29 protein-coding genes are annotated in these 24,715 nt (G+C 72.1%); 12 read left to right on the forward strand and 17 right to left on the reverse strand.

Going from position 1 to position 24,715, the window contains the following annotated elements; translation table 11 throughout:
• Position 1 precedes the first annotated feature (1 nt).
• Positions 2–532, reverse strand: a complete 531-nt coding sequence (locus ABZX61_RS43495; protein ID WP_355203200.1) for a hypothetical protein — start codon at positions 530–532, stop codon at positions 2–4.
• A gap of 124 nt (positions 533–656) precedes the next feature.
• On the opposite strand from ABZX61_RS43495, the gene ABZX61_RS43500 reads away from it, so the two are divergent.
• The 3 genes from ABZX61_RS43500 to ABZX61_RS43510 are packed head-to-tail and all read left to right on the forward strand — an operon-like array spanning position 657 to position 3,125.
• Positions 657–1,328, forward strand: coding sequence for a response regulator transcription factor (locus ABZX61_RS43500; protein ID WP_350732360.1), 672 nt, complete (start codon positions 657–659; stop codon positions 1,326–1,328).
• On the forward strand, positions 1,325–2,704 hold the full coding sequence (locus ABZX61_RS43505; RefSeq protein ID WP_355203203.1) for an ATP-binding protein: 1,380 nt from the start codon (positions 1,325–1,327) through the stop codon (positions 2,702–2,704). The genes ABZX61_RS43500 and ABZX61_RS43505 overlap by 4 nt, the downstream gene beginning before the upstream one ends.
• A 37-nt stretch (positions 2,705–2,741) precedes the next feature.
• Complete coding sequence (locus ABZX61_RS43510) at positions 2,742–3,125, forward strand: Rieske (2Fe-2S) protein (RefSeq protein ID WP_185069693.1); 384 nt, start codon at positions 2,742–2,744, stop codon at positions 3,123–3,125.
• Here ABZX61_RS43510 and ABZX61_RS43515 read toward each other — a convergent pair.
• The 8 genes from ABZX61_RS43515 to ABZX61_RS43550 all read right to left on the reverse strand — a co-directional run bounded on the left by ABZX61_RS43515 (position 3,112) and on the right by ABZX61_RS43550 (position 8,956).
• Positions 3,112–4,071 carry a GNAT family N-acetyltransferase gene (locus tag ABZX61_RS43515; RefSeq protein WP_355203206.1) on the reverse strand — a complete coding sequence of 320 codons (960 nt, stop codon included), beginning with the start codon at positions 4,069–4,071 and terminating at the stop codon, positions 3,112–3,114. The genes ABZX61_RS43510 and ABZX61_RS43515 overlap by 14 nt on opposite strands.
• Before the next feature lie 10 nt (positions 4,072–4,081).
• Entirely contained in the window at positions 4,082–4,417 is a 336-nt protein-coding gene (locus ABZX61_RS43520) for a hypothetical protein (RefSeq protein ID WP_355203209.1), read from the reverse strand.
• Complete coding sequence (locus ABZX61_RS43525) at positions 4,414–4,791, reverse strand: SgcJ/EcaC family oxidoreductase (RefSeq protein WP_355203212.1); 378 nt, start codon at positions 4,789–4,791, stop codon at positions 4,414–4,416. The genes ABZX61_RS43520 and ABZX61_RS43525 overlap by 4 nt, the downstream gene beginning before the upstream one ends.
• Before the next feature lie 112 nt (positions 4,792–4,903).
• Entirely contained in the window at positions 4,904–5,476 is a 573-nt protein-coding gene (locus ABZX61_RS43530; RefSeq protein WP_355203215.1) for a PadR family transcriptional regulator, read from the reverse strand.
• A 35-nt stretch (positions 5,477–5,511) separates the two neighbouring features.
• Positions 5,512–6,306 (reverse strand): MBL fold metallo-hydrolase, encoded by a 795-nt coding sequence (locus ABZX61_RS43535; protein ID WP_355203218.1) that lies wholly within the window; start codon positions 6,304–6,306, stop codon positions 5,512–5,514.
• A gap of 27 nt (positions 6,307–6,333) precedes the next feature.
• Positions 6,334–6,972 carry a response regulator transcription factor gene (locus tag ABZX61_RS43540; RefSeq protein WP_355203221.1) on the reverse strand — a complete coding sequence of 213 codons (639 nt, stop codon included), beginning with the start codon at positions 6,970–6,972 and terminating at the stop codon, positions 6,334–6,336.
• The gene (locus ABZX61_RS43545) at positions 6,963–8,108 is read right to left on the reverse strand and encodes a histidine kinase (RefSeq protein ID WP_355203224.1); all 1,146 of its coding nucleotides are present in this window, start codon (positions 8,106–8,108) and stop codon (positions 6,963–6,965) included. The genes ABZX61_RS43540 and ABZX61_RS43545 overlap by 10 nt, the downstream gene beginning before the upstream one ends.
• Positions 8,109–8,155: 47 nt before the next feature.
• On the reverse strand, positions 8,156–8,956 hold the full coding sequence (locus ABZX61_RS43550; protein ID WP_355203227.1) for an alpha/beta hydrolase: 801 nt from the start codon (positions 8,954–8,956) through the stop codon (positions 8,156–8,158).
• 82 nt (positions 8,957–9,038) lie between these two features.
• Here ABZX61_RS43550 and ABZX61_RS43555 point away from each other — a divergent pair, with 82 nt between their 5' ends.
• From ABZX61_RS43555 to ABZX61_RS43575, 5 genes are all read left to right on the forward strand, one after another.
• Positions 9,039–9,431 carry a hypothetical protein gene (locus tag ABZX61_RS43555; protein ID WP_355203230.1) on the forward strand — a complete coding sequence of 131 codons (393 nt, stop codon included), beginning with the start codon at positions 9,039–9,041 and terminating at the stop codon, positions 9,429–9,431.
• A gap of 26 nt (positions 9,432–9,457) precedes the next feature.
• Positions 9,458–9,829: a hypothetical protein gene (locus ABZX61_RS43560; protein WP_355203233.1), complete on the forward strand. Its 372-nt coding sequence runs from the start codon at positions 9,458–9,460 to the stop codon at positions 9,827–9,829.
• 73 nt (positions 9,830–9,902) lie between these two features.
• The gene (locus ABZX61_RS43565) at positions 9,903–11,246 is read left to right on the forward strand and encodes a hypothetical protein (protein WP_355203236.1); all 1,344 of its coding nucleotides are present in this window, start codon (positions 9,903–9,905) and stop codon (positions 11,244–11,246) included.
• A gap of 43 nt (positions 11,247–11,289) precedes the next feature.
• Entirely contained in the window at positions 11,290–11,640 is a 351-nt protein-coding gene (locus ABZX61_RS43570; protein WP_350732339.1) for a winged helix-turn-helix domain-containing protein, read from the forward strand.
• On the forward strand, positions 11,640–11,906 hold the full coding sequence (locus tag ABZX61_RS43575; RefSeq protein WP_350732337.1) for a hypothetical protein: 267 nt from the start codon (positions 11,640–11,642) through the stop codon (positions 11,904–11,906). Before ABZX61_RS43570 ends, ABZX61_RS43575 begins: the two co-directional genes overlap by 1 nt.
• On the opposite strand, the gene ABZX61_RS43580 is transcribed toward ABZX61_RS43575, so the two are convergent.
• Together ABZX61_RS43580 and ABZX61_RS43585 are read right to left on the reverse strand one after the other, a co-directional pair.
• Positions 11,889–12,323: a protein phosphatase gene (locus ABZX61_RS43580; RefSeq protein WP_355203240.1), complete on the reverse strand. Its 435-nt coding sequence runs from the start codon at positions 12,321–12,323 to the stop codon at positions 11,889–11,891. The genes ABZX61_RS43575 and ABZX61_RS43580 overlap by 18 nt on opposite strands.
• 87 nt (positions 12,324–12,410) lie before the next feature.
• A complete protein-coding gene (locus ABZX61_RS43585) occupies positions 12,411–13,007 on the reverse strand; it encodes a cadmium resistance transporter (RefSeq protein WP_355203243.1) in 597 nt (198 codons plus the stop codon).
• A 196-nt stretch (positions 13,008–13,203) separates the two neighbouring features.
• On the opposite strand from ABZX61_RS43585, the gene ABZX61_RS43590 reads away from it, so the two are divergent.
• Positions 13,204–14,073: a hypothetical protein gene (locus tag ABZX61_RS43590; RefSeq protein ID WP_355203246.1), complete on the forward strand. Its 870-nt coding sequence runs from the start codon at positions 13,204–13,206 to the stop codon at positions 14,071–14,073.
• Between the two features lie 75 nt (positions 14,074–14,148).
• Here ABZX61_RS43590 and ABZX61_RS43595 read toward each other — a convergent pair whose 3' ends face one another.
• Positions 14,149–14,571: a hypothetical protein gene (locus tag ABZX61_RS43595; RefSeq protein WP_355203248.1), complete on the reverse strand. Its 423-nt coding sequence runs from the start codon at positions 14,569–14,571 to the stop codon at positions 14,149–14,151.
• A gap of 11 nt (positions 14,572–14,582) precedes the next feature.
• On the opposite strand from ABZX61_RS43595, the gene ABZX61_RS43600 reads away from it, so the two are divergent.
• Entirely contained in the window at positions 14,583–15,302 is a 720-nt protein-coding gene (locus ABZX61_RS43600; protein ID WP_355203251.1) for a hypothetical protein, read from the forward strand.
• Here ABZX61_RS43600 and ABZX61_RS43605 read toward each other — a convergent pair.
• The 3 genes from ABZX61_RS43605 to ABZX61_RS43615 are packed head-to-tail and all read right to left on the reverse strand — an operon-like array spanning position 15,299 to position 21,318.
• Positions 15,299–17,875, reverse strand: coding sequence for a LuxR C-terminal-related transcriptional regulator (locus tag ABZX61_RS43605; protein ID WP_355203254.1), 2,577 nt, complete (start codon positions 17,873–17,875; stop codon positions 15,299–15,301). The genes ABZX61_RS43600 and ABZX61_RS43605 overlap by 4 nt on opposite strands.
• A gap of 48 nt (positions 17,876–17,923) precedes the next feature.
• Positions 17,924–18,085 (reverse strand): hypothetical protein, encoded by a 162-nt coding sequence (locus ABZX61_RS43610; protein ID WP_355203257.1) that lies wholly within the window; start codon positions 18,083–18,085, stop codon positions 17,924–17,926.
• Between the two features lie 35 nt (positions 18,086–18,120).
• Positions 18,121–21,318 (reverse strand): BTAD domain-containing putative transcriptional regulator, encoded by a 3,198-nt coding sequence (locus ABZX61_RS43615; RefSeq protein ID WP_355203260.1) that lies wholly within the window; start codon positions 21,316–21,318, stop codon positions 18,121–18,123.
• A gap of 111 nt (positions 21,319–21,429) precedes the next feature.
• Between ABZX61_RS43615 and ABZX61_RS43620 the strand changes: the two genes are divergently transcribed.
• On the forward strand, positions 21,430–21,948 hold the full coding sequence (locus tag ABZX61_RS43620; protein ID WP_319715898.1) for a universal stress protein: 519 nt from the start codon (positions 21,430–21,432) through the stop codon (positions 21,946–21,948).
• Here ABZX61_RS43620 and ABZX61_RS43625 read toward each other — a convergent pair.
• Entirely contained in the window at positions 21,904–23,295 is a 1,392-nt protein-coding gene (locus tag ABZX61_RS43625; RefSeq protein WP_355203263.1) for a PLP-dependent aminotransferase family protein, read from the reverse strand. The two genes, ABZX61_RS43620 and ABZX61_RS43625, sit on opposite strands and share 45 nt — an antisense overlap.
• A gap of 67 nt (positions 23,296–23,362) precedes the next feature.
• Between ABZX61_RS43625 and ABZX61_RS43630 the strand changes: the two genes are divergently transcribed.
• Positions 23,363–24,559, forward strand: coding sequence for an MFS transporter (locus tag ABZX61_RS43630; protein ID WP_355203266.1), 1,197 nt, complete (start codon positions 23,363–23,365; stop codon positions 24,557–24,559).
• Here the strand turns inward: ABZX61_RS43630 and ABZX61_RS43635 are convergent.
• A partial coding sequence (locus tag ABZX61_RS43635; RefSeq protein WP_355203269.1) for a hypothetical protein occupies positions 24,509–24,715 on the reverse strand: 207 nt, incomplete at its 5' end. The genes ABZX61_RS43630 and ABZX61_RS43635 overlap by 51 nt on opposite strands.

Consider the following 24,715-nt stretch of genomic DNA (forward strand, 5'->3'; position numbering starts at 1 on the left):
CCTAGTCGGTCTTCTCGCAGATGATCTTCACCGCCTCGATGCCGACCGACGGCGCGTCCAGCTTCTCGCCGGGCTTCGCCGGCTGAGCGGGCTGAGCGGGCTGGGCGGGCATGGCCTGCACGCTGTCGGGCAGCTTGCCGTCCTCCGGGAGGGGCACGGCCTTGGTCACCTCCAGCATCTCGCCGTCCTCCGGGACGGGCATGGCCTTCGTCACCGCCAGCCCCTCGCCCTCCTGCGTGACGGTCCCGGCCTGGACCCCATCCAGCGGCGGCGCCTCGCCGTCGGGAAGGGCGTCGACCTTCACCGTGTCGCTGGGCTTGAACTCGCGCACCTTGCCGTCAGGACCGACGACCTTGCCCGCCGGGGCCGTCCGCGCGAACTCGGCCACCTCGACGGTCTTGCCGTCGGCCGTCTTGCAGGTCACCTTCGCCCCGGCGGTGCCCGGGGTCTCGTCGGCCATGGCGGAGCCGGTCAGGCCGGTGATGGCGAGTACGGCGACCGCGCCGAGCAGCGCGAGACGACGCTTGAACATGGGTTCTCCTCACTGAGATCGGTCGAACGCCTCCGAGACTGGCCCGGCGTACCTGAAGTGATCCTGAAGAGGCCCTAAATGATCTTCAGGTTGGCTTTAGGTGGCCTGAGGCACCCTGGTCTGTGTGCGAGTGCTACTGGTGGAGGACGAGGAGCGGCTGGCCGACCTGGTGAAGGGCGGCCTGGCGGGCGAGGGCTTCGCCGTGGACGTGGCCCACGACGGGCGTGACGGCCTGTGGATGGCCACCGAGAACGCGTACGACGTGATCGTCCTGGACGTGATGCTGCCCAGGATGAACGGCTACGCCGTCTGCGCCAAGCTGCGCGAGGCGGGCGACTGGACGCCGATCATGATGCTCACGGCCAAGGACGGCATCTACGACGAGGCCGAGGCGCTCGACAACGGGGCCGACGACTACCTGGCCAAGCCGTTCTCGTACGTGGTGCTGCTGGCCAGGTTACGGGCGCTGGTGCGGCGGGGCGGGCGGGAGCGGCCCGTGTCGATCACCGTGGGCGACCTGGTGGTGGACCCGGCGGCGCTGAAGTGCCGCAGGGGCGAGGTGGAGATCGGGTTGACGCCCAAGGAGTTCGCGGTGCTGCACGCGCTGGCCCGCCGCTCCGGCGAGGTCGTGTCCAAGGGCGAGCTGCTGGCCCAGGCCTGGGACTTCTCCTACGACGGCGACCCGAACATCGTCGAGGTCTACATCAGCGCCCTGCGCCGCAAGATCGACACGCCTTTCGGGCGGACGACGCTCATGACGGTCCGCGGCGCGGGCTACCGGCTGGAGGCGGCATGATCCCACTGCGCAAGGCGTCGGCCGCGCTCTCGTCGGTGCGGCTGCGGGCGACCGCCGCCGCGACCCTGGTGGTGGCCCTCGCCCTGGGCCTGGCCGCGCTGGCGCTGGTGGCGGTGCTGCGCGGCACGCTGGAGAACAACGCCGACGCCGAGGCCACCAGGAAGGCCGTGGCGGCGGCGCCGTACGCGGAGACGCTGGACTTCGTGCGCGCCACCCCGCTCTCGCCCGGCGTCGCGGCGCCCGCGGAAACGCTCGACGAGAGCTCGATCGCCGTGGCCAAGCAGGGCAAGGGCGAGCCGCTCGTGATCGTCGGGAAGAGCGGCACCGTCCAGCTGCGCAACGGCAAGACGGCCGCGATCGCCGACCCCGACGTCCTGCTGACCGACGACAAGAGCACCTCCACCACCGAGTGGGCGGCCCCGCAGAAGTACGCCGTCGCCGGCGTCGAGGTGGCCACCGTGGGCGGCCCCGCCATGCTCTGGTCGCGTGTCCCCCTGGAGGGCGCCGAGAAGGCGCTGCAGACGCTCTACGGCGCGCTGCTGCCCGGCGTGCCCGCCGTGCTGCTCGTGGTGGCCGGGATGACGTGGATCTCGGTGGGCCGCGCGCTGGCCCCCGTGGCCGCCATCCGGGCCAAGGTCGCCGACATCACGGCCCGCGACCTGCACCAGCGCGTGCCCGTACCCGGCTCGAAGGACGAGATCGCCTCACTGGCCACCACCGTGAACGGCACCCTCGACCGCCTGGAGACGGCCGTGGACACGCACAAGCGGTTCGTCGCGGACGCGGCGCACGAGCTGCGCAGCCCCATCGCCACCCTGCGCGCCCGCCTGGAGCTGGCCGAGCCCAGCGAGCTGACCAGGGAGGCGCTGGCCGACGTCGAACGCCTGCAGTCCCTGGCCGCCGACCTGCTCATCCTGGCCAAGCTGGACGCGGGTGAGCCGCTGCGCGCGGCCGAGCTGGACCTCGGCCAGGTGGCCGCCGAGGAGTCGGTACGCGCCAGGCGGCGGCCCGAGGTCCGCCTGGAGCTGGACATCGAGCCGGACGTGGTGATGAAGGGCTCCCGTGCCCACCTCGACCGTCTGATGACGAACCTGGCCGACAACGCCGTCCGGCACGCCGCCTCCACCGTGCGGGTGCTTGTACGCGCCGAGGAGGACCAGGCCGTGCTGGAGGTGCAGGACGACGGGCCCGGGATCCCGCCGGAGCAGCGGGAGGCGGTGTTCGCCCGGTTCACCAGGCTGGACGAGGCGCGCGCCAGGGACGCGGGCGGCGCCGGGCTGGGGCTGCCGATCGCGCGGGACATCGCGCACCTGCACGGCGGCACGCTCATGTACGCAGATTCCGGATTTATCGCCAAATTTCCCCTGAACCACTGAAGATCTGCAAACGTGTGAGTGGTTGAAGGAGGCAACAATGCTCACACGCCGCGCATTGATCACCAGAGGCAGCGCCGCGGGCGCAGGAGTCGTGTTCCTGTGGCCGCGCCCGGCAGAGGCGGAAGCGGAGGCGGCCAAGCCCGTCCTCGCCACCACCAAGAGCATCCCGGTAGGGGGCGGGAAGATCGTCCAGGGCAAGTACGTGATCACCCAGCCGAGGAAGGGCGTCTACAAGTGCTTCAGCGCCAAGTGCACCCACCAGGGCTGCACGGTGGCGAGCGTCAGCCGCGGCACGATCAACTGCCCGTGCCACGGCAGCAAGTTCAGCGCCTCGACGGGCGCGGTGGTGAACGGCCCCGCCAAGAAGCCGCTCGCCGGCAAGAAGATCAAGGTCTCGAAGGGGAAGATCAGGCTGGCTTGATCGGCAACGCGTAGGTGGTGCTGCGCTTGGTGATCTCGAAGCCGGAGCGGGCGTACACGTTCACGGCCCCCGTGGGGTTGTCGGCGTCCACCCCGAGCCCGGCACTCTCGTAGCCCTGATCTCCGAACGCGGCAAGGGCGTGCCCGATCAGCGTGCTCGCCACGCCCTTGCCGCGCCACTCCCGCAGCGTGCCGATGATCTGGATCCACGCCTGGCGCTCGCCGCGCCGGGCGGCGGCGGCCTCGAAGAAGTGCGTGATCAGCACCCCGACCGGGCGGCCGCCGGCCAGGGCCACGAACGACGACTCGGGGCGGAAGTTCCTGGAGCCGGTCATCATGGCGCGCCAGCTCTCGGACGTGTGCCGCACGCTGCCCCAATGGTCGAGGAACGACTCGTTGCGCACGAGGCGGGCGCCTTCGTCCAGGTCGGGCGACCAGGCGACGATGGAGATGCCGTCCGGCGGCCGCACCTCGGGCAGGTCGCCCGGCAGGCTCCGCTCCATACGGGCGAACCACCGTACGGCCGTGAGTCCGGCCCCCTCCACCAGCGCGGCGAGGTCGGACCGGCCGTCGGGGACGTCGACGTGGAGCTCCAGAGGGACGCCGGGGTGAGCCCGCTCGCTCACCCCCGGCGCCGTCCGGATGCTCCAGTCCATGATGTGCCGGCCGAGCCCCTGCCCGCGGTAGGCGGGGTGCACGCCGCCCGACAGGCGCATCATGTGCAGGTCGTCGGCGGTCTGCCTGACGGGGAGGTAACCGAAGGCCACGATCCGGTCGCCGTCCCTGGCCGCGAGCGTGCCCGTGTCCAGATCGATGAGGTGGCTGGAGACCTGCTCCGCCACGTCGTCGACGTCGTGGACCTCGCCGGTCCTGTCCTCGGCCTCCATGGCGGCCCAGAGCTCGGCCAGAGCCTGGACGTCCGCCCCGGTCAGCGGTCCCCATTCCATGACCGGCAGCCTAGGCGAGCCTGGTGGCGCACCCCAACCGGGTTCCGATGTCGGCCAGGCCCTCGGCGAACGACCGGCGCGTACGTTCGCGGAACCCGATGAACAGCCGGTTGGCCAGGGCGACGGCCCAGTGATGGCCGGCCACGTTGTAGACGCGGTGGACCAGGCGCGTGCCCCCGTGGTCGGGGGTGACCGACCACTCGCCGCGGTACCACCAGCCGCCCTGGTAGGCCAGGACGTGCTCGCCCAGCTCCGTCCTCGGTATGGCCCGTACGATCTCCGGCCACACCCGCTCGACCGGAGCCTCGATCACTCCGGTGACCTCGACGATGAGCCGCCTGCTCACGGCGCGCTCACCCGCGTGTTCTGGAAGGAGGCGAAGCGCCAGCCCTCGGCCGTGCGGAGCGCGGTCAGCGTGATGACGGACTGACGGCCCGGGTCGGCCGCGCCGTTCACGGACGAGCCGCCGCCCGTGATCACCAGCGTGACGTCGTCGGTAAGCGGCTTGATCAGCGGCTCGCCGCCGTCCCCTTCGAGCTTGATGTGGAGCTTGAACAGCTCGCGGTGGGCCTCCTCGATGGCCTGCCGGCCCTCCAGGTGCTGACCGAAGAACGTGATGTAGTCGGCGTCCTCGGTGAAGAGACCGGCGTAACCCTCGGCGTCCCCGGAGTTCCAGGTCTCCGCGATCCGCGCGAGCAGCCGAACGATCTCTGTGGACATGGCACTGCTCCCTGTGTCGCGGCGCCTATCCTGTGAATGCGAGTTCGGGCAGGGCAGGCGCCTTGTTCGGATTTCCGGCCGCCGGGGTGTTGGCGCACCTCGGCGGCCTTTCTCACATCTCGACCGTGGTCTCCCAGTCGAGCTCTCCCCTGTCGAGCCGGTCGAGCAGCCCCCTGATCCAGCCCAGCTCGGCGGTGTAGAGCGCCTGCTCGCACTCCACCTCCAGCATGAGGATCGCGGGCAGGCCGCTGTCGGCCATGGCTCGCAGGTGGGCCTCCATCCCGGCGAGGACGCCCTCGATCGTGGCCGCGCGCCCGCGCAGCGCCCGCTGCGCCTCGGCGAGCGGCAGGCAGCCGATGAGCGAGACGGCCGCGACGAAGGCGCGCCGGTCGGGATCGGGTTTCTCCAGGAGCTGCCGCAACCGGGTGACCAGCTCCTTGCGGCCCTCGTCGGTGATCTCGTAGACCGTGCGCTCCGGCCTGCGGCCCTCGCGGTCGGTCTTCGAGGGGACGATCAGCTCGTCCTTGGCCAGCCGCTCCACCGCGTGGTAGAGGCTGCGCGGCAGGCCGGTGATGTAGTCCTTGTGCGTGTCGATGATGAACCGGTGCAGCTCGTACGGGTGGCTCGGGCGCACGGTGAGCAGGGCCAGCACGGTCAGGCCGACCAAACTGTGGCGTTGCGCCATGATGCCTCCCTCCATATTGCACTTTGCAATATAACTCAGACATCCAGCTGCAGGAAGGTCCGCTCGATCGCCTGCCTGGCCACGTCCTCCGGATAGGGGAAGAGCTTGATCAGGTCACGCAGCCCCTCCACGTGGGCCCGCCTGGCCAGCTCGGCCACGAGGGCCAGCTCGGCCTGCTGCGCCTGCGCGAACGCCCGGTCCACGACCGCGCCGTGCCCCGGCACGATCACCTGGTCGGGCAGCTCGTCCAGCATCGCCGCCGTGGTGAGCGGCCAGTCGAGCGGGTACGAGTCGCTGAACGCCGGCGGCGCCCCCTCCTCCACCAGGTCACCCGCGAACACCACGCCCGCGTCCGGCACGTGCACGACCACGTCGTTGCTGCTGTGCCCGAGCCCGAAATGCTGCAGATGCACGATCCGCCCGCCGATGTCGAGGCTGGCCGCGCTCGTGAACGTGTGGTCCGGCGGCACGATCGTGATCTCCTCGAACTCCTCACGCTGCTCGGGCCGCCCCTTGATCATTACGGCGCGCTGCTCCTCGCCGTACTGCTCGATCTCCTCGGCGCACCTGACGTGGCCCCAGATCTCGGCGGGCCGGAAGATCGCGTTGCCGAAGTAGTGGTCGAAGTGGGAATGGCTGTTGACGACCGTCCACGGGCCGGCGGTGATCCTCCTGACCGCCTCGACCAGGTCACCGGCCTCCCGGTGTGAGGCGCGCGTGTCGAGGACCAGGCAGTGCCCGTCGCCCACGACCAGACCCACGTTCATGTCGTACGACTTGTGGCGCCGGACGTAGACCCGGTCGCCGACCTCCTGCCATTGCTCGTTCATGCCAACGAACCCTACTTTCAAGCCGCGTCATTTGAGGTATTCGAGCACCGCAAGCACCCTTCTGTGCCCGTCCGCGGCGGGCGGGAGGTCGAGCTTGGCGAAGATGTTCGCGATGTGCTTGGCCACGGCCGCCTCGGTGACGAACAGCTCCTTGGCGATCGACGCGTTCGTCCGCCCCTCGGCGATCAGGCCGAGCACCTCCTGCTCGCGCGGGGTGAGCCGGGCCAGCGGGTCGCGGCGCCGCCTGAGCAGCTGGCGGACCACCTCCGGGTCCACGACCGTGCCCCCGGCGGCCACCCGGTCGAGCGCGTCGACGAACTCGCGCACGTCGCCGATGCGGTCCTTCAGCAGGTAGCCGATCCCGGCGCCGGTGCCCGGTTCCAGGAGTTCGGCGGCGTAGGTCTGCTCGACGTACTGGCTGAGCACCAGGACTGCCAGGTCCGGATGCCGCTCGCGCAGCTCCAGCGCCGCCCGCAGCCCCTCGTCGGCGAAGCCGGGCGGCATGCGCACGTCGGTCACCACGGCGTCGGGGCGGTGCTCGGCGACGGCGGCGAGCAGGGCGGGCGCGTCGCCGACCGCGGCGGCCACGGTGTGACCGAAGCGTTCCAGCAGCCCGACCAGGCCCTCCCGCAGCAGGACGGCGTCCTCGGCGATCACTACGCGCACGGTATCTCCGCTCTCATCAGGGTCGGACCACCGATCGGGCTCGACAGGGACAGCCTCCCGTCCACCACGGCCAGCCGGTCGGCCAGCCCGGTCAGCCCCGTGCCCCCGGCCGGGTCGGCCCCGCCCACGCCGTCGTCGCGCACCTCCACGACCAGCGTGCCGCCCTCGACCCGCCCGGTGACGGCGCCCCTGGTGGCCCGGCTGTGCTTGGCCAGGTTCGCGAGGGCCTCGCTGACCACGTAGTACGCGGTCACCTCAACGGGCGCGGGCAACCGGCCGGCCAGCTCCACGTCCACGTCCACGGGCACGGGCGAGCGCCCGGCCACGTCGCGTACCGCCGCGCCCAGCCCGCGGTCGGTGAGCACCTGCGAGTGCACGCCCCTGATCAGCTCGCGCAGCTCGGCGAGCGCCCGCTTGGCCTCCTCGTGTGCCTGCCCGACCATCCGGCCCGCGGGCGAGTCGTCCGGCAGGTCCAGCCGGGCCATGCCGAGCGCCATCGACAGGGAGACCAGCCGCTGCTGCGCGCCGTCGTGCAGGTCCCGCTCGATCCTGCGGCGCTCCGTCTCGAACGCGTCCACCAGCCGCGCCCGTGACCGCAGCACCTCGTTCAGCTCGGAGCCCTGTGGCGCGAGCACCGCGCGTACCATCGCCCCTCGGGCGCCGCCCCAGGCGGTGATCGTGTACGCGGCGACGGGCAGCAGCAGCACGCCCGCCACGGAGCCCACGGCGGCGACGCCGGGCTCCGCCTCGGGCTGCACGACCGGCGAGAGCATCAGGACCACCGGCCCGCCCACCGTGAACCCCAGCATGATCAGGTCGATCCACCACAGCGCGAGCACCGTGATGACGGCCAGCCCGGCCTCCCGCCCGCGCCCGCCGGGCACCTCGGGCAGCGGCACGCCGTCCACCAGCCGCAGCCTGCGCCGCTCGAACCAGGCGACGAGCGGCAGGCACAGCGCCAGCACGACCGGGGCCGCGACCACGCCGAGCGGGATCGTGGCGAACGCCGCGGCCCCGACGGCCACGCCGGGGACGGCGCTGGCCAGCAGGTACGCCGCGCACCGCCAGGGCCACGCGGAGCCCAGGAAAGGCAGCGGCCGCTGCGTGAGCGCCTCCAGCGCGGTCCGGTTGAGCACTTTCTGACGGTATCCGCAGGTTGGCGGGCCAGGCAGTAGTGCTGGGTCTACTGTCCGAGGAAGCGGGTGAGCACCGGGGCCAGCGCCTTCGGGTCCACCATGTGCGTCTGGCCCTCGATGGTCTCGCGCACGGCCCCCGGGACGAGCTCCGCGATCGCGTCGGCGGCGCGGGCGAAGAAGTCGCCGCCCCCGCCCACGAACGAGTCGGCGGCGGCCCCGCCCGTGGCCACCAGCGTGGGGCAGGCGATGCCGGGCAGGCGGTCGGCGGGCGGGTGGCCGTCGCCCAGGCAGGCGGCGTCGTACGCGAGCGTGGGCGCGATGGCTTCCAGGCCCGGCCACATCGGCGACTCGCGGGCCTGCTCCACCATCTCCTGGGTGGCGCCCGCCGTCACCATGAACAGCGCGAACGCCTCGCCGCGGCGGCCCGCGGCCAGCAGCGCGCGGAGCCGGTCGGCGTACTCCCGCGAGCGCCGCGGCCCGTCCGGCGCCACGTCGTAGGGCACCTCGTACACGGCCAGTCTCGCGATCGGCAGCCCCGTGGCGGCGGCTTCGAGCGCGAGCGCGCCGCCCGACGAGATCCCGAACAGGTGCGCCGCCCCGCCCGCCTCGGCGATGAGCGCGGCGATGTCCTCGATCTCGCGGTCGACCTCGTACGGGAGGGTGTCCTCGCTCTCGCCCCGGCCGCGCCGGTCGTAGTTGTAGACGGTGAACCGCTCCGCCAGCTCGTGCGCGAGCTGCGCGTTGGCCGAGCGGTCGACCGCTGCGCCGCCGACCAGGACGATCGCGGGGCCGACGCCCAGCCGGTCGAACGCGATGGACGTGCCGTCTTTCGCCGTGACGCGGTACATGTGACTCCTCCGGAGGCCCTGTGACCACCCGATCTCGATGGGTGACTATCGGCGGCGGCGTTATGGGACTACCGTCGTGCGCATGGCGATCCCCATTCCATCACGGCGGAATTCCGCGGACAACGACAAGGCCCCTGACACCCCCGCCGCACCGTCCTGGCCTATGTCGGCTCCCCGCCTTTCCGCCGAACCCAGGGCACAATCCGGGGAAACAGCATCAATCATCGTAAATTTAGACAAGGCGACACTTGATGCGGTTCATCAAAAAGCGCGCTCCGATGGCCGTATGATTTCCGATGTGATTCGCGCCGCGGTGGAGCGCGAAGTGGGCAACATGACGCACGCGACCATCTTGATCCAACGCTGGAACCTGCAGTGCGACGACCTCGACAGAGCGGCCGACGCCCTCAAGGTGGACCGGATTTCGGACGACGTGATGCTCAGGCTCGGCCTGCATCGGAATCAAGAGGATTGACCATGCTTCCTGGGCGCGTTCTCGACGTGGGAGCGCTCGTCGACATCGCGGTCGCCAAAACGAATCATTCGCGCAGCATCGCGGCGCTGTGTCTTTATCGGGGCGGCGGGCTGTGCATTCCCACGACCGCACTCACCCTCGTCTATTCGATCGTCCCGCTCGCCACGAAAGTCGAACTCTTCGATCTGATCAGCAGCTCCGCCGTCCAGGTCGACGACCTCACCGCGGGAAAGGTGCCCGACATCGCCGAGATCCTCGACGGATCGAGCGACATCACCGCGGGCCACGTGATCTTATGCGCGCGGGCCACCCAGTGGCCGATCCTCACCGACCGCCCCGGCATCCTGCGAAATCTGGACCCGGCGATCCTCGTCGATCCCCTGCCTGAGCAGAACTGACCTATCAGGCCAGGCTGATGCCCGGTTCACCCACTATTGTGGGGGCCCGGACACACGAGGAAGCGGATCCACCTTGGCACATCGCGCCCTGGTCATCGCCCTGCTGCCCGCGATCGCGCTGCGGGCGCTCGCCGTGCTCGGATACCCTCCGTCGATCCTCTTCTACGGCGACTCGTTCGCCTTCCTGCGCGAGGAGCTGACCCCCGGCACCACCAGGCCCTCCGGATACTCGCTGCTGCTGGCGCTGCTGCGCCCCGCGCACAGCCTCACGCTGGTCACGGTCCTGCAGCACCTGCTGATGCTGGCGCTGGCCGTGGCGGTGTACGCGCTGCTGAGGCGGCGCGGCCTGCCGGGCTGGGGCGCCGCCCTGCTGGTCACCCCGCTGCTGTACGACGAGTTCCTGGTGCTGCTCGAACACATGATCATGGCGGACGCGGTCTTCGTCGTGCTGGTCACGGTCGCGATCCTGCTCGTGGTCTGGCGCGTCACTCCCACCACGGCGGCCGTCGGCGGCCTGCTGCTCGGCCTGGCCGGGATCACCAGGACGGTCGGCCTGCCGCTGCTGATCCTCACGGCCGCCTACCTGCTGATCCGGCGGTACGGCTGGCGCCCGCTCGTGGCGCTGGTGGTGGCGGGTGCGATCCCGCTGGGCGCGTACGCCACCTGGGCGAAGGTGGAGAAGGGGAAGTTCGCGCTGACCGAGGCGGACGGGAACTTCCTGTGGTCCAGGACCATGAGCTTCGCCGACTGCTCGGTGATCAAGCCTCCGGAGCGGCTGGCCGTGCTCTGCCCGAACATGCCGGTGGAGCAGCGCCCGTACCCGCCGTACTGGCTGTGGGAGAGCTTCTCCCCCCTGCTCAAGGTGCCGGGAACGGCCAATCGCAACCAGCTCGCCGGGGAGTTCGCCAGAGCGGCCATCCTCGCCCAGCCCGGCGAGTACGCCGCGGCGGTCGCGACCGACCTCACGCAGCTGCTGCGCTGGGAGCGCACGGCCGCGGACGAGAAGACGCCGTACAAGTTCCCCTCCGCGGAGCGGCCGCTGAGCGAGTCGGTACGCGGCATCGCCGAGTCGTACGAGGCCGGGCCGGCCGCCACCCGGGTCGTGGAGCCGTTCGCGGGGTGGCTGCGGGCGTATCAGCGGTTCGGGTACATGCCGTTCCCGCTGCTCATGCTGGCCCTGGTCGGGGCGCTGGCGACGGCGCTCGTGCGGCGGCGGTGGGACGCGCTGCTGCCCGGGGTCACTGCGCTCGCGCTGGTCTGCTCGCCGCCGTTCCTGGCGGCCTTCGACGTGCGATACGTGATCCCGGCGATCCCGCTGGTCTGCCTGGCCCTGGGACTGGCCCTCGGCGCCCGGTCGCCGTCCCCGCAGGAACGCGCGGGGACCCCCAGCCCTGAGCTTTCCCGGACCGCCACCTGAGTGCTAGGGTGTGTAAGGAAATTATTACACGTGACGGGAAGCCATGACAGTGCCGGGGCCGACAGGTGACGACCTGGTCGAGATCTTCGCGGCGCTGGCCAACCCGCTGCGGCTGCGCATCATGGCAGTGCTGGCGGACGGGCGTGACTACGTCAGCCACCTGGCCCGCGAGATCGGGGTGAGCCGCCCGCTCCTCCACATGCACCTGCAACGGCTCGAGGCGGCCGGGCTGATCGTCGGCACCCTGGAGCTGTCCGACGACGGCAAGGCCATGAAGTACTACGAAGTCGCGGACTTCAGCCTGCACCTGACCGCGTCGGCGCTGGCCGAGGCGGCCAAGACCCTCACCAGGCCGGACCCGGGGAAGGGTCCAGGACCCAAGGAGCACTCCTGATGATCGATTCTTGGCCCGCGGCGATCTTCTCGTTAGGGGTGCTGCTCGTGGTCGGCTTCCTGATCGCCCTTTTCGCCGTGGGGATGTTCGAGATGCGCAAGGCCAAGCTCGACGCCCATCAGGCGGACGACCTGCGGCAGCTCGTGCGCCGGTTCGAGCAGCTCGCCGAGAACACCATGGACGCCCAGCAGCGGATGGCCGCCGACCTGGCCGAACTGCGCGCCCGCACCACCTCGATCGAGCAGATCCTAAGAACGGTCGAATAGGGCGACGTAGCGGCGTTGCCAGGGGGTCTCGACGGCGTGCGAGTCGTAGTGCTCGCGTACGTAGGCGACGGCCCGGTCTCCGGGCACCCCGTCGAGCACGGCCAGGCAGGCCAGGGCCGTGCCGGTGCGGCCCCGGCCGCCGCCGCACGCGACCTCGACCCGCTCGGACTCGGCGCGGGCCCACGCCTCGCGGAACGCGCCGGCCGCCGCGCCCCGGTCGGACGGCAGCCAGAAGTCGGGCCAGCGCACCCACCGGTGCTCCCAGTCGACGGCCGGGGGCCGGCGGCCCAGCAGGTAAAGAGCGAACGTGGGGAGCGGCCCCTCGGGGAGCGGGCGGCGCAGGCCCCGGCCGCGGACGAGCCGGCCTGAGGGCAGCCGCAGCACTCCCGCCGCCGTGGGCTCCCAGGTAGCTGTCATGGTGCGAGCGTAGCCGCGGGGCTGCCAGGACACGCGATCTTCAGCTTTCGGCGGACTTCAGCGGACCTCAGCGGACCTCAGCGGACCTCAGAGGCCGAAAGCCCCGCCCTCCACGAGGATGACCACGCCGAGCCCGATCAGGACGAGGGGCAGCAGGATGTGCCCCCATCGGCTGAGCGCCCCGGCGATCAGCGGGCGGGTGGCGAAGAACCTCCCTGCCAGGCACCAGACGGCGACCAGGATCAGGAAGACGACCACGTACACGGTCATGCCCGAGGTGCCGGACGTGGCGAAGACGGGGACGTAGACCCCGATGTTGTCGCCGCCGTTGGCGAAGGTGACCGCGGCGACCTCCAGCGCCTTCGGCCCGCCGCCCCGCGCGGGCGGGTCGTCGTCGTCGCCGCCGTCGCCGTCGGCGCGGTCGCGCCACACCTGCCAGGCCGCCTTGAGACCCAGGGCGAGGGGGAGCAGGCCGAGGTACGGGACGGCGGACTCGGGCAGGAACGTGGCCCCGAAGGCGGCCGCGACGGCGACCACGAGGATCCCGGCGAAGCCGATGTACTGCCCGAGGACGATCCGCAGGTGCCCGGCCCCCTGGGCGAAGAAGAGCGCCAGGATGACGATGTCGTCGATATTGGTCACGGCGAACAGGCCGGCGGCTTGCCCGATGATGCCCGCATTCACGCCTGGAACCGTACCGGACTCTCACGATGTTGGAACGATCCCTGCCATCCCTGGGTTGACAGTCATCCTGACATCTGGGCCCCCAGCTTTCTGACGCAGATTACGGCGTATGTGGTCACATCCGGTGAACTCTCGCTCATCCTTTGTTATGGTCACTCACTGTCCAGAAACGGACACCCTTTACCCGAGGAGGATCATGAGGACCCCGAGGACCGTCGCCATCACTGCGGCTGTGGCGGCGACAGTCGCTCCCCTGCTGGCCATCGCGACCCCGGCGAGCGCCCAGCAGTCCACCGAGACCACCAAGAGCGTCCAGAGCTTGCCGCTGCTGGACTGGCTCTCCCTCGATAGCCTCAACCCGACCGAGCAGCTCAAGAAGGTCAAGGAGCTGCTCGGCACCGGTTACGTCCCCGAGGCGTTGAGCGTGACCAACGCCGCCAACCCGCAGTACACGTCCGTCTGGATCAAGGACACCACCCGCAAGGTGAGCGTCCTGCAGGGCCTGTCGGCGACCGACCTGCCGACGCGCATCGCCGAGCAGGCGAAGAGTGGCTTCGTGCCGTCCATGATCACCGGCACGGGCACGGGCCCCAGCGCCATCTTCGCGGCGGTCTTCGAGAAGACGACCGAGAAGGTCCAGTCCAAGCTCGGCATGACCAAGGACGTCTTCGCGTCCGCCAACGCCAAGCTCGCCGCCTCCGGCTTCAGCGTCGCCTCGCTGGACGTCTACGGCACGGTCGAGAAGCCCCTCTACGCGGCCGTCTGGGTCGCCGGGGCCGCGACCGGCGCCGTGCAGGTGACCACCGGCCAGACGGTCACGCAGCGCGGCCAGGAGCTCCTTGCCAAGACCAAGGCCGGGCTGCGTCCCGTCCTCATGGCCGTCGAGCCCGGCAAGCTCTACACGACCGTGTGGAGCAAGGGCAGCGCGACCGGCCTGAAGGAGTACCTGAACCTGTCCAAGCTGACCTACACGCTCAAGGCCACCGAGCTGAAGGCGCTGGGCTACCGTCCCGAGGTCCTGGACACCGAGGGCAGCACCATCGCGGCGATCTGGAGCAAGGGCTAAGACCCGGATCGTGGTGCCGTGCACCGGCGATCAGCGAACACACTCGTCTGATCGCCGGAACGCGCGACACCGGCCTCAGCGATCGAACCAGCGGCCCGCCGCCGGGGTCAGCAGCAGGACGACCACCGCCAGCGGGATGAGAAGCCCGGCCAGTGTGGTCCACGTGAGGTCGCCGTCGGCCGCTCTGACGATCAAACTGCCACCGCCAAGGACCGCCTCGAGGGCGACGGCGACCCAGCGCACCGCCTTCCTCCGCGACGACCAGCGGAAGACCAGCCAGCCCATGAGCGCGGTGGTCAAGACGGCATACAGAAGCTGCAGTACGTACGCAGGGCTGAAGATGGCGGCCCCGATGTCGATCATGATGACGATCCCCAACAGGCCGAGGGCCACGTCGAGGATCATGATCAACCTGGCGGCCCGCACGGCGGCCGGCATGGGCTCGACCTGGATAGCCTCCGTCACCCGATCATTCTGCAACACGACGAACGCGGGCATAATGGCGGACAATGCCGGAAATTCGGGAAATATCTGAGTATGCGGCGGCGATCGCGCCCGTCATCGACGCGGCCCAGGTCAACGTGCACGCCTCCGCCCGCAGAGCGATCACCGCACTGGCCGAGACCACCGGCGTGAGCACAGGACTGCTGTACGACCTCAGGTTCGTGCTGCCGCTGCGCCCGCTGACCCGGGCCGGCCTGAGCGCCGTCTACCGCTACCGCGACGCGGCCGAGCGAGAGGCCGGGATCCGGGAGCACCTGAGCGAGGGCACCCTGGCCGAGGACGGCGACGGGGTGCTGAGGGCGACGGCCTCGGGGCTGGCGTTCATCCGGAAGCTGTACGAGGCGCACGGCGCCGCCGCCGGGCGGAGCTGGGCAGGCCAGGACCTGCCCCGGCTGGCCCACCTGGCCGGCAGGGTGCTCGACGGGGCCGAGCAGCTGCCGGGCGGCGCGCTCGAACTCGTCGCACCTCCCTACGAACCCGAGGGGAGCGGGCCGGGCCTGCTCCTGTTCAACCGGCTCGCCGTCCTCCGCTACCACCGCGCCGACGCCCACGCCCGGGCCTGGCAGGCGGAGGGCCTGTCCGCGGCCGAGATCGTCGGCCTGCGGGACGGGCCCATCCGTGCGCGGATCGAGGCGGAGACCAACCTGCGGGCCGCGCGGCCGTACCAGGTGCTGGCCGAGGACGAGCGGCGGGCGCTGTACGACGGCCTGCTGAAACTGATCTAAAGCGCCGCCAGCAGGCGGCCCACCTGGGTGCGGTCGTTCACGCCGAGCTTCTCGTAGGCCGCCTGCAGGTGATTGGCGGCCGTACGCGTGGACAGCGTGAGCCGGTCGGCGATCTGCCGGTTCGTCAGCCCGGCGGCCGCGAGCTGGAGGATCTCCCGCTGGCGCGGCGTCAGCTCGGGCGTGGCCAGCTCCACCAGCGCTGGGGTCGACACGCCCGGGCAGCGCCTGGCCAGCGCCCACGCCCTGGTCTGCGCGCCCTTGGCCAGCGTGCCGCGGCCCGCGTCCCGGTACGCCGCCGCCTCCTGGGCTGTGGCCTCGGCCGCGTACAGGAGCATCCCGAGCCGTTCGAACTCCCCGGCCACCGCCCGGAGCTCGACCGGGTCGCCGATCGCGCGGGCGTGCCTGGCCAGGAGCGCGGCCAGGAGGCCGTCCACCCGACCGGCCAGCCTGGCGGACTGGTCCGGGGCGCCGAGCCGTACCAGGTCGTGCAGCGCGAACATCAGGCCGGCGTGCAGCTCGTGCCGCTCGGCGTGGTCGGCCGCCGCGAGGCACAGCCGTACCGCCTCGTCGAGCTCGCCGCCGGAAGCCGCCACCCACACCTCGGCCTGCAGCACGTGCTGCCGGGTGAAAGCCCACCTGGACGCCGTCGCGCCGGCCTCCGCCAGCACCTCCCGAGCCTGCTCCGTACGGCCCAGCAGCGCCAGCGCGTGCGCCTGTTCGGCCAGCACCCGCCCCAGGTAGGGCTCCCGCCCGGGCATCCTGGCCAGGTCGTCCCGGCACCAGCGCAGCGCCCCCGCGACGTCCCCGCGCAACCGGCCGACCATCGCCCGGTAGGCCGCGAACCCCGACACCGACAGCTCGGCGGCCGGCAGCTCCATCCCCTGCTCCGCCGACCGGTCCGCCGCCTCCAGCAGGCCCGCGAACGTCTGGGCGGCGCAGAGCGCGTCCAGGAAGCTCGGCAGCGCGTGCGGCGCCTCGTCTCGCCAGCTGTCCACGCTCTCCAGCGTTCGCGCGGCGATGGCGAGGCTCTCCCCGGTACGCCCCGAGTACGCCGCGGCCCACGCCTCCATGGCCGCCGCGTGCGCGTCGGCACGCCGCGACATCGGCCCGTACGAACGGGACCGCGCCAGCGAGCGCGCCGCCCCGGTCAGCCGCCCGGCGAAGCAGTCCGTCACCGCGCGGTAGATGTGCGCCTCCTGCAGCCAGACGGGCTCGGTCAGCGTCACGGCGGCCAGGTCGAGCACCTCGCACGCCTCGGCGTCCGCGCCCGCCCACGCCAGGTTGATCCCCAGGCTGAAGGCGTGCTGGGCGCGGTCGGCCTCGGTGACCGCGTCGCGCGCCGCCCGCCGCAGCGCCGCCAGCGCCGCGTCCGCGTCGCCCAGCACCATGAGCACCTCGCCGAGCACCGCGACCGCGGCCACGCCCCCACCCGCGTCGATCGCGGCCTTGGCCAGGCGTTCGGCCAGGTGGGGATCCTGCCTGCCCCAGGCCAGCCGGGCGGCCGACACCAGCATCTCGGGGGCCGCGACCGAGCCGGAGTCCAGCCGCCACACGGCCGCGCGCAGCTCGTCCTCGCGCCGCCGCAGCCCGCTGGCCTCCAGCGCGTCGGCCAGCATCCGCAGCCGCCGCCGCGTCCGCAGCGTGCCGCAGCCGCCGCGGACGACCTCGCCGTAGAGAGGGTGGCCGAGCCGCAGCTGCTCCCGCCTGCCCTCGTTGACGGCCACGACCAGGCCGCGGTCCTCGACCCGCTCGACCGCCCGGGCCGAGGTCAGCGAGACCAGCAGCTCCGTGCCCAGCGGCTCCCCGAACGCCACCAGCTCCAGCACCTCGCGCTCGTCCTCGTCGAGGTGGCCGATCCGGTCGCCCACCAGCTCGCGCAGCCTGGTCGTCATGGACAGCTCGCCCCGCCAGCGCCACTGCCCGTCCCGCTCGGTCAGGCAGCCCGCGTTGCGCCCCGCCTGCACGACCTCGCGCAGGTAGAGCACGTTCCCCTCGCTGACCCGCGCGAGGTGCCGTACGGTCTCCGCGGCCACCTCACCGCCGAGCGCGCCCGCGAGCACCTGCCCGACCTCGGCCCTCGTCAGCGGCGGCAGCTCGATCCTGTCGAGCAGCTCGTCCTTCCACAGCGCGGCCACCGGCGCCGGCTGCGGCTCCCCGGACCGCACCGTCACCAGGACGCGCGCCGTGCCGCTGTCCGCCAGGTAGTGCACCAGCGCCGCCGAGGCCGGGTCCAGCCGGTGCGCGTCGTCCACGCTGATCAGCAGCTCGCCGCGCGGCGCGCGCTCGCGCAGGTGGCGGGCGGCCCAGCTCAGCAGGTTCTCGCCGCCCGCCGGCGGGCCCGTCAGCACGTGCGCGAACGCCCCGAACGGGATCATCGACGCGGTCTCCGTGCCGAGCGCGCGCACCACCGCGTACCCCGGTAATCCGGCCAGCGCCTCCGCCGCCAGTCTGCTCTTCCCGACCCCGGCCTCACCGGCGATCATCACGCCCGCTCCCGACCGCAGCGCCGCCCGCACGATCGTGAGCGGCCCCCCTCGCCCGACGAACGGCCAACCGCTCCCCTGCTCGCTCATCGCGCCTCCTCTCGACACCCATCGTCGTCACGGAGGTTCGCGCGAGGTTCAGGAATGCTCTATGCCCAGCCCGGCGGCGGAACGCAGGAGGTCGAGGAGGGCTTCCGTGCTGCTGAACGGCACCGGCTCGCCCCCCACCTCTTCGAGCAGCCCGCGGAGCTGGCCGCCGGATTGCTCGGGCTCGACCAGCCGGACGATGACCGTTCTCATCTGGAAACCATCTCGCCGGGCGGTTCAGGTCTGGTTCAGGTGGGGTACGGGGCGGGCTCGACCTCCAGCTCGCGCATGCGTTCGGCGTAGAGGTGGTAGCGCCTGCGGGCGTCGCCGCGGCGGCCGGCCAGGTCGAGCACCCGTACCAGGCCCAGGTGGGCGCGCTCGTCGTAGCGGTCGCGCTCCAGCAGCCGCAGCCAGTAGCGGGCGGACTCGTCGTAGCGCCGCTCACCCGCCCGCGCCGCCGCGAGCCTGGCCGCCGCCTGCGTGTAGGCCAGCCGGGCCTGCTCGCGCAGCCCCACGGCCCAGTCCGCGTAGGGGTCCTCCTCGCAGAACTCCCCGCCGTACGCGCTCTCGGCCGCCGTCCACCGCTCCAGCGCCTCGGCCGTACGTCCTGCCTGGTCCAGCCGTACGGCCTGAGCCACCAGATCCAGAAATTTCTCGACATCGACGTCCACGTTGGACAGGTCAAGCCGTAACGCGCCCTCGTCCGAGACCACGATCTCGTCCGCCGGGCTTTCGTGCGCCGGATCCAGCACCGCGCGCAGCGTGGACACCATGACGTTCAGCCGGCGCAGCCCGACCGCCTCACCCTCCTGGTCCGGCCAGAGGATCTCGACCAGCCGCTCCCTGCCGATCCCGCTCCCCCTCCGGCTGACGAGGATCTTCAGCAGGTCGCGCGCCTTGCGCGACTGCCAGGCCGTACGCGGGACCGGCACGCCGCCCCGCAGCACGCGGAACGTTCCCATGGTCTCGACGATCACCTTCACGCCCGGCGCGGGAGCGGCGCGGGCGATCAGCGCGTCGATCCGGTCGTCGAGCGCCCGGCAGCCGATGGCGTGCATGCGCTCGCGCACCCCCGCCGCCAGCTCGCCGCCGGTCGCCGGGTCGGCCAGGGCCGCCCTGACCAGCTCGGCCCTGGCCTGCCCCACCGGGTCGCCGAGCATCGTCCACGTGCGCACGGCCTCGTCGGCCGGCCGCGTGTCGCCCTCCAGCTCGGCCCGCAGCTCGGCGATGGCGGCCTGCGAGGCGTGGTCCCTGCGGCTCACCGCGACGGGTTCGGTCTCGTCGAGCAGCGCCCTGGCGTCGTCGTGGCGTCCGCCCGCCAGCGCCACGCGGGCGGCCACGACCCTGGCGGTCACCCCCGCGATGCCTTCGGCGTGTTCGAGCGCCTGCTCTGCGACGCGTGCGGCCTCGGCCGGATCGTCGTCGGCCAGCAGCTCGGCGAGGCCGTTGAGCGCGTTGGACAGCGACTGCACCTCGCCCGACGGCGCCGAGTCGGCGATGATCCGCCGGTAGATCGCCGCCGCCGCCCTGCGGTCGCCGCGCAGGACGTTGATCTCGGCGAGCCGGTTCAGGCCGGTGCCGACCAGGCGGGAGCCCATCGCCTCCCACCTGGCCACCGCGTCGGCGGCCTCGGTGGCCGCCTCCTCCAGGCGGCCGAGCCCGATCAGGGCCTTGGCGCGGTTGGAGACGTTCAGGGCGGCATAGGGGGCGAACGACACCAGGTCGGACAGCCGGCCCCCGATCTCCGTCTCGGCCAGCGCCTCGGCGTAGGCGCCCTCGTCCACGTGGCGGGAGGACCGGTTGGCGTGAATGCGGATGAGCTGGACGATGTCGCCCGCGCGTTCGGCGTACTCCAGGGCGCGCAGGTAGTGGGCGTCGTTGGCGCGGCGGTCGCCGTCGAGCGCGGCGAGCATGGCCAGGACCGTGTTGGCCATGGCCAGCGCGCTCGGGTCGCCCAGGCTGCCGGCCTGTTCGAGCGCCTTGTCGGCGAGCTCGGCGCAGCCTGCCCGGTCGCCCTTCAGCCAGAGCACCGACGCCATGGACGCGGCGCACATGGCGGCGTCGGCGGCCGGCAGGCCATACTCGTGTCCCCTGGCGTACCCGGCCAGGGCCGCGTCGAGGTCGCCGCGCAGGTGGTCGATGAAGCCGAGCCGCCTGGCCACGAACGCGTCGAACGCCGGCCCCTCGGCGGCCCGGGCGAGCAGGTCGCGGGCGCGGGTCCACTGGCCGCGGTTCTGCTCGGCGACACCGGCCAGTTTGATCATGGTGGGAGTGTTCCTGGCGGCCTCGGGCAGCAGCTCCAGCGCCGCGACCACGTCCCCGCGCTCGGCCAGGCGCAGGCCGTACGAGTCGAGGAGCGCGGCCGCCAGGCTCGGATGCTCGGTCGCGACGGCGGCCCGCAGGGCCAGCTCGGGCTGGTCGTGCTCGACGTACCAGCGGGACGCGACCGCCGCCACGTCGTGCGCCTCGTGCCGGTCGAGCGGCGCGTGCTTGGCCAGCACGTGGCGGCTGGTCAAGGTCAGGCGGTGGCCGTCCTGACCGGCCTCGAGGAACAGGCCGCGGCTGGTGAGCGAGTCGAGCGTGTCGGGCGGCGCGCCCAGTGTGGCGGCCAGCCCGGAGGTCAGCACGGGCAGGACGGTGGCGGCCCGCAGCAGCTCGCGCATCGCCGGCGGCAGGTCCTTGAACGCGGCCAGCGTGAGGCGTTCGAGCGTGGCGGAGTTGGCGGCCAGCCCGGCGGCCGTGCGCGGCCAGCCGGACGGGTCCTCGCGGGCCAGCGCGTCGAGCGCGGCCTGCACGGCGGCGGGCCAGCCGCCGCAGGCGTCGTGGAGCGTGGCGGCGACGGCCGCGCCCTGCTCGCCCAGCCGGTCGCGCGCCCAGGCGGCCGTCTCGTCCGGGGTGAGCGCGAGATCGGTCGCGTCGAGGTCGAGCACCTCATGGTCCTGGCGCAGCCGGGCGGTCGGGAACGGCAGCGGCGCCCGCGACGCGGTGACCAGGTGCAGGTGCCTGGGGGCGACGCGGACCAGCGTCTCCACGTACCGCACAGAGCCCGGGGCGCCCGCGATGGCGTCGATGCCGTCGAAGACCAGCGCGAGGCCGCGCCGCAGCCGCCTGCCCAGCGCCTCGGCCAGCGCGCCCGCCAGCGCCGCGGCCCTGGACACCTCGTCGGCGTCGGGACCGAGCGGGGCGTCCGCGGCGGTCACCAGGTCGGCGGGTAACCCGGCCACCCGCTCCGACAGAGCCGATGCCACGGCTCCCGCCAGCGTGGGAAGATCACGATCAGCGGGCCCGAGCCGGTGCAGCACCGCGCCGACGGCCTGGCTCCACCCTGCCAGGGCAGTGGACTTCCCGTAGCCTGTAGTTGCGACGAGCGAGGTGAGCCTGTACGTCAGCGCCGCGTCCAGCCGCCGGTCGAGGGCGGGACGGGGTCGCACCCACCCTCGGTCCACCCCCGCATGCTACGCCGGGGTTCGCGGGGGGACTCCATAGTTCGAAAAGTGCCACCTCCCGGTAACAGACCGGCGGGCGCACTATGGTCGTACTTCTTAACAGGAGGCACCGTGGAACAGGAACTGCCCGGCGGTGCGAGGCTGATCGTGGGGGTGGACGAGTCCCCGGCCTCGCGCTGGGCGCTTGCCTGGGCCATCGGTGCGGCCAGGCTGCACCGGATGGCCCTGGTCGCCGTACACGTCAGCCGCGCGCCCGTCCACCCATTCCCCGAGGCTCTGCCCGTCCAGCACGCGCTCCGGGCCGGCGAGGAGGCGCGCTGCAGCGAGGTGATCGCCGGCGTGTTCGACGACGTCGCGGGCGGCGTGCCCGACGACATCAGAACGGCGGTGATCGGCCGGGTCGGCGATCCCGGCTATCACCTCGTCGACCTGGCCCGCGAGGGCGACCTGCTGGTGCTGGGGCGGAGCCGGCGCGGGCTGCTCAGCCGCATCTTCCTGCCCTCGACCAGCATGTACTGTGCCCGCCACGCGCGGACCACGGTCGTGATCGTGCAGCAGCCGGCGCCGCCCGACGACCCTGAGCTGTCAGGGGAGCGGGCCCGCCGGTTCTGGAGCCGCCGCCATCCGTAGGCGCCTGAGTCCTTCGGGGATGTCGTCCCTGGTGATGCCGCCGTAGCCGAGGACCACGCCGGGCTGGGCCGGGCTCTCACCGCAGTACGCCTCCAGCGGCTCCACCGCGAGATCCGGCGCGGCACGTACCTCTATATCCGGGGCGAGCCGGGCACACAGGTGCAGGCCTGCGGTGGACGGGACCAATCGCAGCCGCTCGTCGCCCGCCAGCGTTTCGGCGATCATGGCGTGCCTGGCGGCGTACTCGCGGGTCGCCTTCCTGATGTGCCTGGCCAGGAGCCCTTCCTCGATGAAGCGGGCCAGGGCGGCCTGCGTGGGCACGTCGCTGTGCCAGTCGGACAGCTGCTTGGCCGCGCGCAGCGCCGGGGCCAGCGAGGCCGGGGCGACGAGGAAGCCGAGCCTGAGCATGGGAAGCAGGGTCTTGGAGAAGGAGCCCACGTAGATGACGCGGCCCGCGCGGTCGAGGCTCTGGAGGGGTTCGAGCGGGCGCTCGCCGAAGCGGAACTCGCTGTCGTAGTCGTCCTCGATCACCACCGCCCTGCGGCGCTCGGCCCAGGCCAGCAGGGCGGCGCGGCGGGCCGGCGACATGGGCGTGCCCAAGGGGAACTGGTGCGAGGGGGTGACGTACACGATGCGGGCGGCGCCCGGGATGGCCCGGACGTCGATGCCCTCCTCGTCCACCGGCACCCCGGCCACGCGGGCGCCGAGCGAGCGGAACAGCAGGCGGGCGGGCGGGTAGCCGGGCTCCTCGACGGCCACGCAGGCGCCCGGCTCGATCAGGACGCGACCGATGAGGTCGAGCGCCTGCTGGGCGCCGTTCGTGATCAGCACGTCGTCGGGGCCGGCGTGGACCGAGCGGCTGATTCCTATATGCCGTGAAATAGCTTCTCTCAGCGGCTCATATCCGGATGGGCTGCTGTACGCAGCGGCGCTCACCCGTAGCTCGCGGGCCACCAGCCGGCGCCACGTCTCCATGGGGAACAGGCACGGGTCCGGCATGCCGACCCGGAAGTCGTACCGGGCTCCCCGCATGGCTCGCGGTGCCTCGATCCCCTGCCAGAACGCCCTCGGCCGCACCACGCCCTTCGGGGCCGCCCTGCCGCGCACCGACTCCCCCGACACGAACGTGCCCGCCCCCGCCCGTCCCACCAGGAACCCGTCGGCGACCAGGCGGTCATAGGCCACGGCGACCGTGTTCCTGGAGATCTCCAGCCTGCGCGCCAGCTCCCTGGTCGGAGGCAGCCGCTCGCCCGATCTGAGCCGGCCGTCGAGAATGGCGTCGAGCAGCTGCCGGTAGACCTGTGCGGCCAGGTCACCCCGCCCTTGAAGGCTTATGTGAACGTCCAACTTGGCCCAATCACTTTGCCGGAAATTGGAGCTTATATCGGGACAATGGGGGATCGAAGATGAGGGTATGGCACCCCGGCGCATCCTGGCTCAGGCCCAGCTCGCGAACTCCATCGGCGACGGCGTCTACCTCGTCACCTCAGCGTTCTACTTCACCAGGATCGTCGGCCTGTCGGCCACCGAGATCGGCCTCGGCCTCACCCTCGGCTGGGCCGTCGGCATGGTGGCCGGCGTGCCGCTCGGCCACCTGGCCGACCGGCGCGGGCCGCGCGGCGTCGCCATCCTGCTCGCGCTCACGACCGCCACGGCGGTCGCCTCGTTCCTGTTCGTCCGCTCGTTCGGGCTCTTCGTGCTGGTGGCCTGCCTGTACGGGACGGCGCAGACGGGCCTGTCGGCCGCCCGCCAGGCCCTGCTCGCCGGGCTGATCGCCCCCGAGGAGCGCACGGTCGTTCGGGCGGTCCTGCAGTCCACGCTCAACGGCGGCCTGGCCGTCGGCGCCGCCCTGGGCGGGCTCGCCCTGCACCTCGGCACGCGGCCGGCCTATCTGGCGGTGTTCGCGCTCGACGCCGTGAGCTTCCTGGTCGCCGCCGGGCTGCTGCTCAAACTGCCTTCCGTACGGGTCCCGCCGGCCGCGCCCGGCCCCCGGCTGGCGGTGCTCAGAGACCGGCCGTACGCGCTGATCACGCTGATCAACGCGGTGCTGCTCTTCTACATGCCGCTGCTCAGCCTGATCGTGCCGCTCTGGATCGCCTCACGTACGAGTGCGCCCACCTGGATGGTCTCGGTCCTGCTGCTGCTCAACACCGTCACCGTGCTGCTCTTCCAGGTGCGGGTGGCCCGGCGCGTGAAGGGACTGCAGTCCGCCGCCCGGTCGGTGCGGTACGCGGGTCTGGTGATGTTCGCGGCCTGCGCGGTGTTCGCGCTGAGCCCGTACGGGTGGCTGTTCCTGCTCGTGGCGGCCGGCCTGCAGGTCCTCAGCGAGATGCTGCTGGCCTCCGGGTCCTGGGAGATCAGCTTCGGGCTCGCCCCCGATCACAAGCAGGGCCAGTACCAGGGCTTCTTCGGCACCGGCGTGGCCGTGGCCAGGATGCTCGGGCCCGTCGCGCTCACCACGCTGGTGCTCGGCGGCGGCACCCTCGGCTGGCTGCTGCTCGGCGCGGCGTTCGCCGCGGCCGGCGCCTCGATGGCGCCGGCCGTCAGATGGGGACAGCGGTCACTTGAAGCGGCGCAGCCGCAGGCTGTTGCTCACCACGAACACGCTTGAGAACGCCATCGCCGCACCCGCGATCATTGGGTTGAGCAGCCCCAGCGCGGCCAGCGGCAACGCGGCCACGTTGTAGGCGAACGCCCAGAACAGGTTGCCCTTGATCGTCTTCAGCGTGCTGCGGGACAACCGGATCGCCTCCGGCGCCACCCGCAG

Source organism: Nonomuraea sp. NPDC003709 (assembly GCF_040610775.1).
Lineage (GTDB): Bacteria > Actinomycetota > Actinomycetes > Streptosporangiales > Streptosporangiaceae > Nonomuraea > Nonomuraea angiospora_A.